11 protein-coding genes are annotated in these 14922 nt (G+C 63.3%); 6 read left to right on the forward strand and 5 right to left on the reverse strand.

Going from position 1 to position 14922, the window contains the following annotated elements:
- Positions 1 to 128 precede the first annotated feature (128 nt).
- From EB233_RS28275 to EB233_RS28285, 3 genes are all read left to right on the forward strand, one after another.
- Positions 129 to 1565 carry a glutamine synthetase family protein gene (locus EB233_RS28275; RefSeq protein WP_027055041.1) on the forward strand — a complete coding sequence of 479 codons (1437 nt, stop codon included), beginning with the start codon at positions 129 to 131 and terminating at the stop codon, positions 1563 to 1565.
- Positions 1566 to 1694: 129 nt separating this feature from the next.
- Positions 1695 to 2981, forward strand: a complete 1287-nt coding sequence (locus EB233_RS28280) for an NAD(P)/FAD-dependent oxidoreductase (protein WP_064991322.1) — start codon at positions 1695 to 1697, stop codon at positions 2979 to 2981.
- Positions 2982 to 3272: 291 nt separating this feature from the next.
- Positions 3273 to 4145, forward strand: coding sequence for an SH3 domain-containing protein (locus tag EB233_RS28285; protein ID WP_064991385.1), 873 nt, complete (start codon positions 3273 to 3275; stop codon positions 4143 to 4145).
- Positions 4146 to 4355: 210 nt separating this feature from the next.
- Here the strand turns inward: EB233_RS28285 and EB233_RS28290 are convergent, their stop codons facing one another.
- Entirely contained in the window at positions 4356 to 5660 is a 1305-nt protein-coding gene (locus tag EB233_RS28290) for a Mur ligase family protein (protein ID WP_064991321.1), read from the reverse strand.
- 105 nt (positions 5661 to 5765) lie between these two features.
- Positions 5766 to 6512 carry an SDR family oxidoreductase gene (locus EB233_RS28295; protein ID WP_027055037.1) on the reverse strand — a complete coding sequence of 249 codons (747 nt, stop codon included), beginning with the start codon at positions 6510 to 6512 and terminating at the stop codon, positions 5766 to 5768.
- A gap of 306 nt (positions 6513 to 6818) precedes the next feature.
- On the opposite strand from EB233_RS28295, the gene zwf reads away from it, so the two are divergent.
- The 3 genes from zwf (at position 6819) to edd (ending at position 10880) form a co-directional block, all read left to right on the forward strand.
- Positions 6819 to 8288: a glucose-6-phosphate dehydrogenase gene (zwf, locus tag EB233_RS28300; protein ID WP_064991320.1), complete on the forward strand. Its 1470-nt coding sequence runs from the start codon at positions 6819 to 6821 to the stop codon at positions 8286 to 8288.
- Entirely contained in the window at positions 8270 to 8986 is a 717-nt protein-coding gene (pgl, locus tag EB233_RS28305; protein ID WP_064991319.1) for a 6-phosphogluconolactonase, read from the forward strand. The genes zwf and pgl overlap by 19 nt, the downstream gene beginning before the upstream one ends.
- A 70-nt stretch (positions 8987 to 9056) precedes the next feature.
- Positions 9057 to 10880: a phosphogluconate dehydratase gene (edd, locus tag EB233_RS28310; protein ID WP_064991384.1), complete on the forward strand. Its 1824-nt coding sequence runs from the start codon at positions 9057 to 9059 to the stop codon at positions 10878 to 10880.
- Between the two features lie 65 nt (positions 10881 to 10945).
- Here the strand turns inward: edd and EB233_RS28315 are convergent, their stop codons facing one another.
- From EB233_RS28315 to folD, 3 genes are all read right to left on the reverse strand, one after another.
- Complete coding sequence (locus EB233_RS28315; protein ID WP_064991318.1) at positions 10946 to 12610, reverse strand: vWA domain-containing protein; 1665 nt, start codon at positions 12608 to 12610, stop codon at positions 10946 to 10948.
- 288 nt (positions 12611 to 12898) lie between these two features.
- The gene (locus EB233_RS28320) at positions 12899 to 13918 is read right to left on the reverse strand and encodes a GlxA family transcriptional regulator (RefSeq protein WP_027055032.1); all 1020 of its coding nucleotides are present in this window, start codon (positions 13916 to 13918) and stop codon (positions 12899 to 12901) included.
- 7 nt (positions 13919 to 13925) lie between these two features.
- A complete protein-coding gene (folD, locus tag EB233_RS28325) occupies positions 13926 to 14825 on the reverse strand; it encodes a bifunctional methylenetetrahydrofolate dehydrogenase/methenyltetrahydrofolate cyclohydrolase FolD (RefSeq protein WP_064991317.1) in 900 nt (299 codons plus the stop codon).
- Positions 14826 to 14922: the final 97 nt, after the last annotated feature.

The following is a 14922-nucleotide window of genomic DNA, read 5'->3' on the forward strand; positions in this document are numbered from 1 at the left end:
TGGGAGCCGCCTGAACCTAAGCCGACCGGCACGATTTTCAACCGGAACGAGGAATGCCGACGGCGGCTCCCCTTCCCTTCCACAGTGGGGGACGGCTATACTCGGAAATCCGCAACCCAATCTGGTGAATGATGCCGCCTGCAAAAAAGGAAGTCCGTCCGTCGAGCCGCGGAGGACGGGCGCGCACGCCTGCCTTCGTCAAAAACCTGCGCGGCGTGAAGAACTGGAAGGAAGTCAGCGATTGGCTGGAATGGCGCGGCATCGAGGATATAGAATGCATTACGCCTGACCAGGCTGGCGTAGCGCGCGGCAAGATGATGCCGTCGAAGAAATTCACCTCCAACACCTCGCTGGCGCTGCCTTCGGCCGTCTTCATGACGACGATTTCCGGCGGCTATCCCGAGGACGGCAATGGCTTCCACTATCCCGAAGACGATGGCGATCTCAAGCTGATGCCGGACCTGTCGACGTTGACGGTGGTGCCGTGGGAGGAGGACCCGACGGCAGCCGTCATCTGCGACCTCGTCCACCAGGACGGCCGTTCGGTCGAATTCACGCCGCGCAATGTGTTGAAGCGCGTCATCGCCGCCTATGACAAGCTCGGGCTGAAGCCGGTGGTAGCGCCCGAGATCGAGTTCTATCTGGTGCGCAAGAATCCGGATCCGGACTATCCGCTCACCCCGCCTGTGGGCCGCTCGGGCCGCGCGATCGGTGGCGGCGCCGGCTATTCGATCGCCGGCGTCAACGAATTCGATGAACTGATCGACGACATCTACCATTTCTCCGAAAGCCAGGGCCTGGAGATCGACACGCTCATCCATGAAGAGGGCGCCGGCCAACTCGAGATCAATCTTCGCCACGGCGACCCGGTCGAACTCGCCGACCAGGTGTTCATGTTCAAGCGCACCATCCGCGAGGCGGCGCTGAAGCACGAAATCTACGCGACCTTCATGGCCAAGCCGATCCAGGGCCAGCCGGGTTCGGCCATGCATATCCACCAGTCGATCATCGACAAGAAGACCGGCAGGAACATCTTTTCGGCCGAGGACGGCTCTGAAACCGAGGAGTTCTTCCATTTTATCGGCGGCATGCAGAAGCACGTGCCGAACGCGCTGGTGATGTTCGCGCCTTATGTCAATTCCTACCGCCGGCTGACACAGGCAGCCTCGGCTCCGGTCAACAACAAATGGGGCTACGACAACCGCACCACGGCGTTCCGCGTGCCGCGTTCGGATCCTGCGGCGCGGCGTGTTGAAAATCGCATCCCGTCCTCCGACGCCAATCCCTATCTGGCGCTGGCGGCCTCGCTTGCCTGCGGGCTGATCGGCATGACGAGGAAGATCAAGGCCGAGCCGCCGGTGCTGACCACCGCCAATGCGCACGAGATCGACCTGCCACGCAGCCTGCTTGAAGCCGTCGACCTGTTCGAGGGCGACGAGGAACTCTGCGCGCTGCTGGGCAAGTCCTTCGCCGCCACCTATGCGGCGATCAAGCGGGCGGAATTCGAGACCTTCATGGAAGTGATCAGTCCGTGGGAGCGGGAGTACCTTCTGCTCAACGTCTGAGCCGCGACTTCGTCGCGTGAGTGGTGAATAGTGAATGGTAAATAGCTTCATACTGGATGGATGAGCGCAGGCGACGCGCTTCTCGCGGCCATTCACCGTCCACACTATTCACCATTCATTGGCGTTCCCATGCCCTATCAATCCCCCATTTCGCCCGGCCGCTCCTGGTATGAGGATACGGCCGGATCACGGCCTGAGTATCCCGCGCTCGACGGGGACCGACAATGCGACGTTGTCATCGTAGGCGGTGGGTTCACCGGCCTGTCCGCTGCGGTTCACTTGGCCAAGGCAGGGACCAACGTCGTTCTGATCGAGGCCCACCGTTTCGGCGACGGCGCGTCGGGGCGTAACGGCGGGCAGCTCGGCACCGGCCAACGCGCCTGGGCCGAGGACATGGAAGCCGAACACGGTCTGTCCCGCGCCAGGGCGCTGTTCGATCTCGCCGAGGAGGCGAAGGCGCATCTCCTCGAATTCGCGGCGATCAACCAGATCGATATCGACTACATGCCGGGCCAGCTCTCGGTGGCGCACAAGCCGCGCTATGTCGACGACTACAAGGCGCACGCGGAGATCATGGCCAGCCGGTTCTCCTATCCGCACATTTCCTTCATGGATGCCAAGGAGACGGCGGAGCGGCTGGGTTCGACCGCCTATTTCGGCGGCACGCGCGACACCGGCACCGGCCATCTCCATCCGATGAAACTGGTGATCGGCACGGCACGGGTGGCGTCACAGGCCGGGGCGCAACTGTTCGAGGCAACGCCGTCGACCGGCATCGTCTCCACCGGCGGCAAGGTCAGGGTTTCCACACCGACAGGGACGATATCGGCGCAGAAATGCCTGGTCGCGGTCAACGCCTATGGCGGCACGCTCGAGCCGGTGAGCGCCGCGCACATCATGCCGATCGGGTCCTTTATCGGTGCTACCGTGCCCTTGGGGGTGGATTCGAAAGTGCTGCCCGGCGGCGAGGCGGTCGACGATTCCCGCTTCGTGGTGCGCTATTTCCGCAAGTCGAGGGATGGCCGGCTGCTGTTCGGCGGACGCGAAGTCTACGGCGTCGACGACCCCAAGGACATCCATATCCATATTCGCCGTCAGATCGCGGAGCTCTATCCGACATTGAGGGATGTCGAGATCACGCATGGCTGGGGCGGCTATGTCGGCATCACGGTGCCGCGCAAACCGTTCGTGCGCGAAGTGATGCCGAATGTGATCTCGGCGGGCGGCTATTCCGGCCATGGCGTCATGCTGTCGAACTACTTCGGCAAGCTCTATGCCGAGACGATTGCCGGCAAACGCGACCGGCTTAAGCTGATCGAGGACCTGAAAATTCAGCCATTTCCCGGCGGCCGCCGTTTCCGCGCGCCGCTGCTTTTCCTGGCGCTCAACTGGTTCGCTCTGCGCGACAGGATTTAGGCGACAGCGGACCGCCACGGCCCCACGCCATCACGAGCTGATGTAATATTGTAATATTGATTGTAACATTTGTTGCCCCGGCGGCACATTGCGGAAATGCCGGCAAAGGCGCAGAATCCCTTATAATGGCGTACTGATGCCACAATCGCGGGCGAAAGGTTCCCGCTTCTGGGCGACTATTCGGGGATTGCTGCGGGCTTGCCCGCGTTGATTTTGGGACCGATGCCGATCAGACGCCGGACTTCCGGCACCGATCGAAAGAACATTGGCCCGCTTATGGAGGTGGCGAGATTGAGAGAGCCCTTCAGTTTCGGTGCTCCGGAACGTCGGCGCTTTGCCATGCAGTTTGGATATGACATGCGGCCGTCCTTCTGGCAGGAAGTCCGTTCGAACTCGCATCTGGTGATTGCCGCGGTCGGCACCGCCGCGCTGCTCGGCGTGGCCGGGGTTGCGCTCTGGCTGGCCTTGCCGACGAGCGAGCGGCAAGCAGCCGCCAGCCAGGAACAGAGCATTCCGACCATTCCCGTAAAGACGACGAAGGTCGTGCCTGCCGGTACCACGGTGGCCGCGGCGACGGTGCCGCGGGCAGCGCGCAAGTCCGATCAGGTTTCTCCAACCGTGGCGGCAGCGGGAAGCAACATACAAGCGCTTGCGGCCAATGATCCGCGCTGGACCGGAGCACAGCCGAAGACCGCCCCAGCGGCGTCTGATCAGGCGGCTGCTCCCGGCAAGGTGGCCAACCAGGCCGACCCGGCGCCGGACAAACCGGCTACCGCGGCGTCATTCGCACAAGCGGCGACCGGTACCGATGCCACCGCCGAGCTTGCCAAGGTTGCCGCGCCGACACCGGCGGCAGGCAGCAGTCCCGATGACGCACAGACCGCCGCGATCCCCGAAGTGCAGCCGCAAACACCCGAACAGCAACCGGCGGCGACCCATGACGATGGCAGCAAGGCCAAGCCGCGCAAGGTGGCGGCGGCCGGCAACGGGCGCATCCTGAGAGCGGTGACCATGCGCAGCGGCCCGAAAAAGAACGCAGCAGCCATCGGCACCGTGCCTGCAAGAACCTCGGTGCAGGTGATGAACTGCAAGCAATGGTGCCAGATCGTCTACAACGGCAAGACCGGCTGGGTCTACAAGAGCTATATCAAGCCGGGCGCGTAATGTGACGGCGCGTTTGGACCAGCTTAAAGTCTTTGTTTTGATGCATGTCGTTGTCCCAGAACCGCTGCATACTTCTGGGCGACATGCATTGGAACGGTTCAGCGCTTGATGGAACCGCCGAACCGCTCTAACTCTTTGTTTTTTGCGCAATTCCGGACGGAAAACCGTTACACACTTTTCCTGGAATTGCTGTAGATGCCGGGCCCGGCCTTATGACGACCTGCCTCCGAACATGCCGCGGAACTGCCGCCACATTCTGGTGCGCCTGCGGAGCATGACGTGGGCGCGATGCTGCTCGTAGGGCAATTCATACATACCACAGGTTTGGCAGCCCTCCGCCTTGCCGCAGACAGGGATCCAGCATTTGACGTCATGCGTCCAGGCGAGCGCGATGCGCTCCAAGTGAAGGTTGGATGAGCTTTTGACGAGGATCAGTTCGCCGGGCACCGCCGTCCGTTTGATATGGTCGGAGACTTCCTTCACCGTCCGAAGCTCGACAAACTGGCCGCTGTCGCGATCACTCTGACTGGCACGCGAGCGATGTGCATTGTCTCCGGTATAGATCACCTGATCGGCGATATCCCGCGCGGTTTGGTAGGCGTGAGCGTATTTCCTGGACGAGCCGGTGTAGTCTGAAATCTGGCCAATCACGATGCGCTTGCGGATGGCAGTGGCCTTGGCCATCATGTCCAGGGCGAGATTAATCGAGTGCCAGGGCGCCTTGGCGACATCGAGGATGAATTGTGGACCGCCTTCGGTGATCAGCATGGCACAGCGGTTCACGACCGGCTGGAAAGTTGCCACCTGGGCCACAACCTTGTCCGAAGGAACACCGAGTTCGAGCGCCGTAGCGACGGCGGCAACGGTCGGTAGCCAGAAATATTCGGCGGGAAAAGACGTCTCGATTTGCAGCAGCCCTCCTCGCCAATGGATCGAAAAGGTCAGCCGGTCCGGATAGGCGGCGTGGATGTCGGTCACACGATAGTCGGCCGTCTGTGCCGCGCCGAAGGTGACGACGCGGCATCCGGCGCCGGCAGCCATGTCAGCGACATAGGGATCGTCAGCATTAAGGACTGCAAGGCCGCCCGGGCGCAACGCCGCGACCAATGCACGCTTTTCGGCGGCGACGTTTTCCAGTGTCCTGAAACTGGCAACGTGCTCCAGACGAACCATAGTGACGACGGCCACATGCGGCTGCAGCATTTCCGCCATTGGCCGGATCGAGTCGACGCCGTACGCCCCGGTTTCCATTACGACATAGTCGGCCCGTTCCACTTGCTTCATGCGCCTGTACAGCGCGCTGACGACTGAATGGAGGGTGTTGGCCAGAACCTGCGTGTAGACGGGTCGATGAGCAGCCAATATGTGCCCAAGCAGTGCAGTGACGGTCGATTTTCCCGAGCTGCCGGTGACGCCGATGAAAGTCGCCTTGCTTTTCGCGCGGGCACGCTTCGCCCTGTAGACACTGACGCGCCACCGCAGATCTTTGAAACCTTTGCGTAATTTCGACTTCATCGCGCCAACGATCCCGTCCCCCGAAACAACTTCAGGCCCCGTAACTTCAAGTCAAGTCGATGCCCGAGGCACGGTCAAGTCGGCGATTGCGCCCGATAATTCGCCTCAGATGCAGCGCCCGCCATCGACTTCCAGCGCCACGCCGGTGATGAAGGCGGCTTCATCCGATGCCAGCCAGAGCGCGGCATTGGCTATATCGAGCGGGGTCGACAGCCGCCCGAGCGGGATCGAGGCGCGGAATGCCTCGCGGATCTCGGGCGTGTCGGCGCCCATGAACTTCTCCAGCATGCCAGTTTCGCCGGCGACCGGGCAGAGGCAGTTGACGCGGATGTTCTTCGGCGCAAGCTCTACCGCCATCGATTTGGTGGCGGTGATCGCCCAGCCTTTCGAGGCATTGTACCAGGTAAGGCCGGGTCGCGGCCTAAGCCCGGCAGTCGAGGCCGTGGTCAGGATCACGCCACCGCCTTGCCGCTCCATGATCGGCACCACGGCAAGCGCGGCATGATAGATCGCCTTCATGTTGACGGCGGTGATCAGATCGAACGTCTCCTCGTCGACCTTGAGCATGTCGCCGTTGCGATGGGTGTATCCGGCATTGTTGACCATGATGTCGATACGGCCGAATGCGCTTTTTGCGGCATAGACCATCTCGTCGAATTCGGAGCGCAGCGAAACATCCGTCTGGGTCCAGATCGCCGCCTCGCCGATCTCGCCGGCGACGCGCTCCGCCCCCTTGGCGTTGAGATCGGCGACAACTATCCTTGCTCCCTCTTGCGCGAAGCGCTTGGCCATGCCTTCGCCAAAGCCCGACGCCGCGCCGGTGATAATGGCGACCTTGTTTTCCAGACGCATGCTGTTCCCGCTCATCGATATCTTCCCGCAACCAAGAGGTCGGCTGGCCGCCGTGACCCAGTCGCGACAGACAGCGCCATTTCTCCCTTAGCTTTCGTCACATTCACGTTCTATGCTGCAACTGCGAAAGCTTCCGGAGTCTCCGTTCATCGACAAGCCTCCGGCTGGCGCCAGTGTCAAGCGCACAGGTGGGCCCAATCAATATCCAGCGATTGGTCCTCGATGTGACACCATGGCACTGGAAAATTTAAATCGATTAGAATATATCAGCCGCGTACTCGCGACCGGCGTCAGAGCGGATAGACCATGACCAGCCAGATCATCCCCGTCGATCCTTTCGACTTCATCATTTTCGGCGGCACCGGCGACCTGTCGGAACGGAAGCTTCTGCCGTCGCTCTACCATCGCCAGCGCGACCACCAATTCTCTGAGCCGACGCGCATCATCGGTACGTCGCGCTCGAAGATGAGTGACGAGGAATTCCAAGCCTTCGCCAAACAGGCGATTTCCGACCACGTCAAGCCGGCCGACATCGACGCCAAGGAACTGAAGACCTTCCTGGCGCGGCTTTCCTATGTCTCGGCCGACGCGACAACCGGTGCCGGCTTCGACAAGCTGAAAAAGGCGATCGGCGAGAGTGAAAGCATCCGCGCCTTCTATCTGGCCGTCGCGCCGGCGCTGTTCGGCGATATCTCGCATAAGCTCAAAGAGCATAATCTGATCACGCCGAACTCGCGTATCGTGCTGGAGAAGCCGATCGGCCGCGACCTTGCCTCGGCGCAGGCGCTCAACGACCTGGTCGGCGACGACTTCCATGAAAGCCAGATTTTCCGCATCGACCACTATCTCGGCAAGGAGACGGTGCAGAACCTGATGGCGCTGCGATTTGCCAACGCGCTTTACGAGCCGCTGTGGAATTCCGCCCATATCGACCACGTGCAGATCACGGTCGCCGAGACCGTCGGCCTGGAAGACCGTGTCACCTATTACGACAAGGCCGGCGCGCTGCGCGACATGGTGCAGAACCACATGCTGCAATTGCTCTGCCTGGTCGCCATGGAGGCGCCGTCGTCCATGGACGCCGACGCGGTGCGCGACGAGAAGCTGAAGGTGCTCAGGGCCCTGAAGCGCATCAACGGCAACGAGGCGCCGAAGCACACGGTGCGCGGCCAGTATCGCGCCGGCGCGTCCGCCGGGGGTCCGGTGAAAGGCTATGTCGAAGAGCTCGGCAAGGACAGCAACACCGAGACCTTCGTCGCCATCAAGGCCGAGATCGGCACCTGGCGGTGGGCGGGCGTGCCGTTCTATCTCAGGACCGGCAAGCGGCTTGCGACCCGGGTTTCGGAAATCGTCATCGAGTTCAAGCCGATCCCGCATTCGATCTTCGGCGACAGCGCCGGGCCGATCTTCGCCAACCAGCTGGTGATCCGGCTACAGCCCGACGAAGGCGTCAAGCAGTTCATCATGATCAAGGATCCGGGCCCGGGCGGCATGCGGCTGCGCCAGATCTCGCTCGACATGAGCTTCGCGCAATCCTTCGACGGCCGCGCCCCCGACGCTTATGAACGGCTGATCATGGATGTCATCCGCGGCAACCAGACGCTGTTCATGCGCCGCGACGAAGTCGAGGCGGCCTGGAAATGGATCGACCCGATCCAGAATGCCTGGGAAGGCGCCAAGCAGGAAGCGCAGGGATATACGGCAGGCACATGGGGCCCGTCGGCCTCGATAGCGCTGATCGAACGTGACGGGCGGACATGGCACGAGAGCAATTGAACAGCGCCAGCTACAACTGGAACGCTTTCCCAGACCGTCCGCAACTGGCCGCGGCGCTGGCCGGCCGCGTCGCCGACCGCCTGACCAGGGCTGTCGCCGAACGCGGAACGGCCGTGCTGGCCGTCTCCGGCGGCACGACACCGGCAAAGTTCTTCGCCACCCTCTCGGCGCTGCCGATCGCCTGGGACAAGGTGATCGTGACGCTGGTCGACGAGCGTTTCGTTCCGGCCTCGTCGCCGCGCTCCAATGCCGGGCTGGTAGCTGCCAATCTGTTGCAGAACGCCGCCAAGGCGGCGCGCTTCGTGCCCCTCTACCATGAGGCATCCGGCATCGAGGACGCGGCGGCATCCGACGACGCGGCACTGCGGTCCCTGCCCTGGCCGCTCGATGTGGTTGTGCTCGGCATGGGGCCGGACGGCCACACCGCCTCCTTCTTTCCCGATGCCGACGATCTGGCAAAGCTGCTCGATCCGGCGTCGGACAGGATCATCCTGCCGGTTCATGCGGCCAGCGCGGGTGAGCCGCGGCTGACCTTGACGCTGGCGCGGATCATCGAGGCCGGCTTCATCGCGCTGCACATAGAGGGTGAGGACAAGCGCACCGCCTTCGACGGCGCGGTCGCGCCCGGGCCGCGAAAGCCGATCCGCGCCGTGCTCGAAGCCGCGCCCAGGCCCGTAGAGGTTTTCTGGGCGCCCTGATTTTACGTTTAGTGGTCCCGGCAACGGCGGGAGGATGTTTCCGGGACCTCGCCTGAAAGGACCGACCGCCATGACCGCAAGACACGACATCGAAGCCATCACAGAGCGCATCCGCCAACGCTCGAAGGCGGGCCGTGAGCGCTATCTCGGCCGCATCGCCGAGGCATCGAACCAGACCGCCAACCGGTCGGTGCTGTCTTGCGGCAACCTCGCCCACGGCTTTGCGGTGTGCAGCCCTTCGGAGAAGTTAGCGCTTGGCGCCGACAAAGTGCCCAATCTCGGCATCATCACCTCCTACAACGACATGCTGTCGGCGCATCAGCCGTTCGAGACCTACCCTGCCCTGATCAAGGAGGCCGCGCGCGAGGCCGGTGGCATCGCCCAGGTGGCAGGCGGCGTGCCGGCCATGTGCGACGGCGTCACCCAGGGCCAGCCCGGCATGGAATTGTCGCTGTTTTCGCGCGACGTGATCGCCATGTCGGCGGCGGTCGGCCTGTCGCACAACATGTTCGACGCCGCCGTCTTTCTCGGCGTCTGCGACAAGATCGTGCCTGGCTTGGTGATCGCGGCGCTGACCTTCGGCCATCTGCCGGCCGTGTTCATCCCGGCCGGACCGATGACGACAGGCCTGCCCAACGACGAAAAGGCCAAGGTCCGCCAGCTCTATGCCGAGGGCAAGGCCGGACGCGCCGAACTCCTTGAAGCCGAGTCCAAGTCCTACCATGGGCCGGGCACCTGCACCTTCTACGGCACGGCGAACTCCAACCAGATGCTGATGGAGATCATGGGCCTGCACACGCCGGGCGCCTCCTTCGTCAACCCCGGCACGCCGCTGCGCGAAGCCTTGACGCGCGAAGCGACGAAGCAGGCGCTGGCGATCACCGCGCTGGGCAATGCCTATACGCCGGTCGGCCGGATGATCGACGAGCGCTCGATCGTCAACGGCGTCGTCGGCCTGCATGCCACCGGCGGTTCGACGAACCACACCATCCACCTGATCGCCATGGCGGCTGCAGCCGGCATCGCGCTGACCTGGCAGGACATTTCCGACCTTTCGGAAGCGGTGCCGCTGTTGGCGCGCGTCTATCCGAACGGGCTTGCCGACGTGAATCATTTCCAGGCAGCCGGCGGGCTCGGCTTCCTGATCCGCGAACTGCTTGACGAGGGCGTCCTGCACGAGGATGTGCAGACGGTGTGGGGCGAAGGCCTGCGGCCCTATGCCGTCGAGGCAAAGCTCGGCGCCGACGGCTCCGTTGTGCGCGAGGCCTCGCCGCGCGCCAGCGGCGACGAAAAGGTGCTGGCGCCGTTCAACAAGGCATTCCAGCCGACGGGCGGCCTGAAGGTGCTGGCTGGCAATCTCGGTCACGCCGTCATCAAGACCTCCGCGGTCAAGCCGGACCGGCGTATCATCGAGGCGCCGGCCAAGGTGTTCGACAGCCAGCAGGGCCTCAACGATGCGTTCAAGGCGGGCACGCTGACCGGCGATTTCATCGCCGTCATCCGCTTCCAGGGGCCGAAGGCTAACGGCATGCCGGAACTGCACAAGCTGACCACAGTGCTTGGCATCCTGCAGGATCGAGGTCAGCGCGTCGCGCTGGTCACCGACGGGCGCATGTCGGGCGCCTCCGGCAAGGTGCCGGCGGCGATCCATGTGACGCCGGAAGCGGTCGAGGACGGGCCGATCGCCCGGATCCATGACGGCGACGTCATCCGGCTCGATGCCGATGCCGGCACGCTGGAAGTGCTGGTGCCGGGAACCGAGTTCGCGCTGCGCCGCACCGCCGAAGCCGACCTCATCGGCAATGAGTTCGGTTTCGGCCGCGAGCTTTTCGCCGGTTTCCGGCAGCTGGTGGGCCGCGCCGACCATGGCGCCAGCGCCTTCGGAACGGCCTGACGTGATCCGTCTCATTCATAAAAAAGGGCGGCTCGGGGCCGCCCTTTTACGTTATCCACGCGATCCTATTGCACCGTCAACTCAGCCCGCTCGCCGGCCTTGACCGTCACAGTGCCTTCCTTCGAGCTGTTGTCCGATTTCTCCGAGACGACGGCGTAGTCACCCGCTGGTATCGCCGCCTGATACTTCTGGTCGTATGCGTAGCCAAGCGACTTGCGGTTGCCGTTGATGTCCTTCTTGGTTTCGAAAATCTCAATCTTCGAGGCTCCGGGCGCGGTGATCACCAGCACGCCGGCATTCATGGCGACCTTCACATCCTGAAATTCGCCGACCTTGACGTTGAACGGCTGCTCGACGACGGCAAGATCGACCGCCGCAATCAACACATAGTCACCAGGGGGCAGATCGAACTTGCTGTCGGGACCATAGGCATAGGTCACCTCGTCCCGGGTTCCGTCGATCTTCATTTTCGCCTTCACGACCCTGAAGCCAATGCCCGAGCCGTCGGCCTTGTCGCCGCCGGCTGTATAATAGGCGTTGGCAACGACATGTCCGACGCCGGCGATGATGTCCTTTTCGACTGTCTTGCCGGCAGCGAGCGGTATGGTCTCGGAAGCCACGCCCTGGCCGATCGTGACCGTCACTTTCTCGTCGCCGGCCGGCAACACGATCTTGGTGGTCCCATAGTAGGTCGCGGGATTATCGGCACCTGGGTAGTCGATCACGACGGCCGCGCCATCGACAACATCCGCCCCCGCGCTTGGTCGCGGATGAATGATGAGCGTGCCGGCATTCAAGGTGAAGAGCGGCTTGGCGACCTGGCCTGCCTCGATCTTGACCTTCTGCTCCACCTTGGCCTCGCCGTCGCGCGCGACGATGACGTAATCGCCCGGTTCCAGATTGGCTTTGTAGGCGCCATATTCGGTGGTGACGTTGTCGCCACGCGTGCCGTCGGATTTTGCCTTGTAGACTTCCCAGGCATTGCCGTCGGTGACCGGATCACCGCCATCGGCAAGCACCGCCGTAGGCATGAAATTGAATTCCGACTTGGCAGGCTCGGGGGCAGGAGCGGGAGCAGGAGCCGGTTCAGGCGCGGGTGCCGGCGCCGGTGCGGCGACGGTTTCGACCAGCGCTTCCTGCAGCGCCTTCTCGTCCGATGCCTGGATGTACTTGCCACCGGTGTTTTCGGCCAGGCAGGCGATCTGTTTGCCCTCGTCGGCGGTCAGGCCGAAGCCGACCACGTCGGCGGTGAAGTCGACGCCGGATGCCTTGAGTTCCTTGCCCAGCGCACAGGGATCGCCGCCGCAGGTTTCAAGGCCATCGGTGATGAGGACGACGGTTGCCTTGTCCTCGGTGTATCTTAGCGCCTCCGCGGCCTGCTTGACGGCTGCCGTCAGCGGCGTCTTGCCGAGGAACTTCAGACTGTCGGCTGCATCCGTGATGGCACTCGCCGAGCCCGCCTGGGGTGGAACGATCAGCTGGATGTCGTCGCAACTTCCCTTTTGGCGATGGCCGTAGGCCATGAAGCCGATCTCGTCGTCGGCTGGAACCGATTGAAGCACTGTCCTCAGTGATTCCCTGGCGATTTCGAGCTTGGGCTTGCCGTCGATCTGCGCCCACATCGAGCCGGAAGCATCGAGAATGATGATGACCCTGTTTGCGGCAAAGCCGAACGTCGTCATCGACAAAAGGAGGATCGCCGCAGCGATGCTCCGTGACAATCCCACCATCGAAATCTCCTGAGTAGCCGCCCCGCCTGCGGCCCAAAGCTATTTGAGCGCGCCCCTGGACACAAGGCCGGACGGGGGCCTTGCCGCTCAGGCGCGCACTGGCGGAGCCGGCCTGAAGCCTTCGTGCTCGACAATGGCTTGATATCGAGCATCGGACCACAGGCCCTTGAACGGAGGCTCGATGCGGATGCCCGGCATATCGTCCTCGTTGCGCCGCATCGCTTCTTCGAGGTACGGCGGTTTTCAACCCGGCGAAAAGGTGGCGAAGGCGGATGCCTTCCAGGCGGCTTAGTAGGTGGTGCGACGCTCTTCGGAAGGCGGACGGCCAAACTGCAGCCGGTAGCTCTGGGCGAAATAGGAATGCGAGGTGAAACCGGTGGCTATCGCCACGTCGAGGATCGGCATGTTGGTCTGACGCAGCAATTCGCGCGCCCGCTCCAGCCGCAACCGCATGTAATAGCGGCCGGGCGTGACATTGAGGTGGCGCAGGAACAGGCGCTCCACCTGACGCACCGAAAGACCGGCCGATTTGGCGAGTTGCACCGCCGAGAGCGGCTCGTCGAGATGGTCGGCCATCAGTTCGACAATGCGCCTCAGCTTCTCCGACTTGCCGGTCAGGTCGCGTTCCGGCCCGACGCGCTGGCGGTCGCCGGCCGAGCGGATGCGCTCGTGCTGGAACTGGTTGGCTACGCCATTGGCGAGGTTCGAGCCGAAATCGCCGCGCACGATCTCCAGCATCAGGTCGATCGAGGTGGTGCCCCCGGCACAGGTGTAGCGCTTGCGGTCGATCTCGAAGACATTGCCGGTGCAGTTGATGTCGGGAAAGCGCTCCATGAAGCCGGCCCGGTTTTCCCAATGGATGGTGCAGCGGTAGCCGTCGAGCTGGCCGGCCTCGGCCAGCAGGTAGGACCCGACCGACAGCGCGCCGAGCGCGTTGCCGCGCCGGCCCCAGCTGCGCAGAGCCGCCAGCACCTTGCTCTTGCCGGGAAATTCCGTCGTCAGGCCGACCGAGACGAAAAGGATGTCGACGGGCGGCATGTCGGCGACGCTGTAATCGATCTTGAGCGGCAGGCCATTGGACGCCATCACCGGGTCGCCGTCGGCCGACACCGTGGTCCAGCCATAGAAATCGCGGCCGAGCAGACGGTTGGCCGAACGGAACGTGTCGATCGCCGCGGCCAGCGAGAACATGGAAAACTTGTCGACCAGCAGAAAGGCGAACTGCCGGCCACCTTGAACGGGATCATTCGTGACCGGCCGTTCCGGGGAAATGGTGGGGTTCGGCAAAACTGGCGCTTTCAGGGTCAACCCGGGCTCAGAAGGAGGGCCGCTTCAATCCGGCCGCTAGGTAGGCGGAAGCTAACGTATTGGCCATCAGCATGGCAATGGTCATCGGCCCGACACCGCCGGGCACCGGCGTGATGGCGCCGGCTTGCCTGGCCGCCTCGGCATAGGCAACGTCACCGACGAGGCGCGACTTGCCCTCGCCCTTCTCGGGTGCGGGAATGCGGTTGATGCCGACATCGATGACGGTGGCGCCGGGCTTTACCCAATCGCCCTTGATCATTTCCGGCCGGCCGACGGCGGCGACAAGGATGTCGGCGGTGCGGGCAAGCGCCGGCAGGTCCTTGGTGCGGCTGTGGGCGATGGTGACGGTGCAGTTGGCGGCAAGCAGCAGGTTGGCCATCGGCTTGCCGACGATGTTGGACCGGCCGACGACGACGGCATTGAGGCCGGACAGGTCCTTGCCGCGCACGCGCTCGATCAGCAGCATCGAGCCGGCGGGGGTGCAGGGAACGAACGCCGTCTCCAGCTCGCCAGTGCCGAGCTTGCCGACATTGATGAAATGGAAGCCGTCGACATCCTTCTCGGGCGCGATCGTCTGGATGATCTTACCGGCATCGATATGGGCGGGAAGCGGCAACTGCACCAGAATGCCGTTGATGGCCGGATCGGCGTTGAGGTCGCCGATGATCTTGAGCAGCGCCTCCTCGGAGGTCTCGGCCGGCAGCGTGTGCTGAAGCGAATGAAAGCCGCATTCCTTGGCGGTACGCGACTTGGAAGCGACGTAGACCTGGCTCGCCGGATCCTCGCCGACGATGACCACGGCCAGACCGGGCTTGGCCTTGCCGTTGGCGACCAGCTCTGATGTCAGCGCCTTGACCGTCCGCACCACATCCTCGGCAACGCTCTTTCCGTCAATCACTTCGGCCATGAACCATCCTCAACACTGTTTCGCCCAACGTCGCTTTCGGGAACAGAATGCCGCGGCGCCGGCAAGATGCAGCGCGGCATTGTCACGAAAATTCGGC

The sequence above is a fragment of the Mesorhizobium erdmanii genome, assembly GCF_013170725.1.
Taxonomy (GTDB): domain Bacteria; phylum Pseudomonadota; class Alphaproteobacteria; order Rhizobiales; family Rhizobiaceae; genus Mesorhizobium; species Mesorhizobium erdmanii.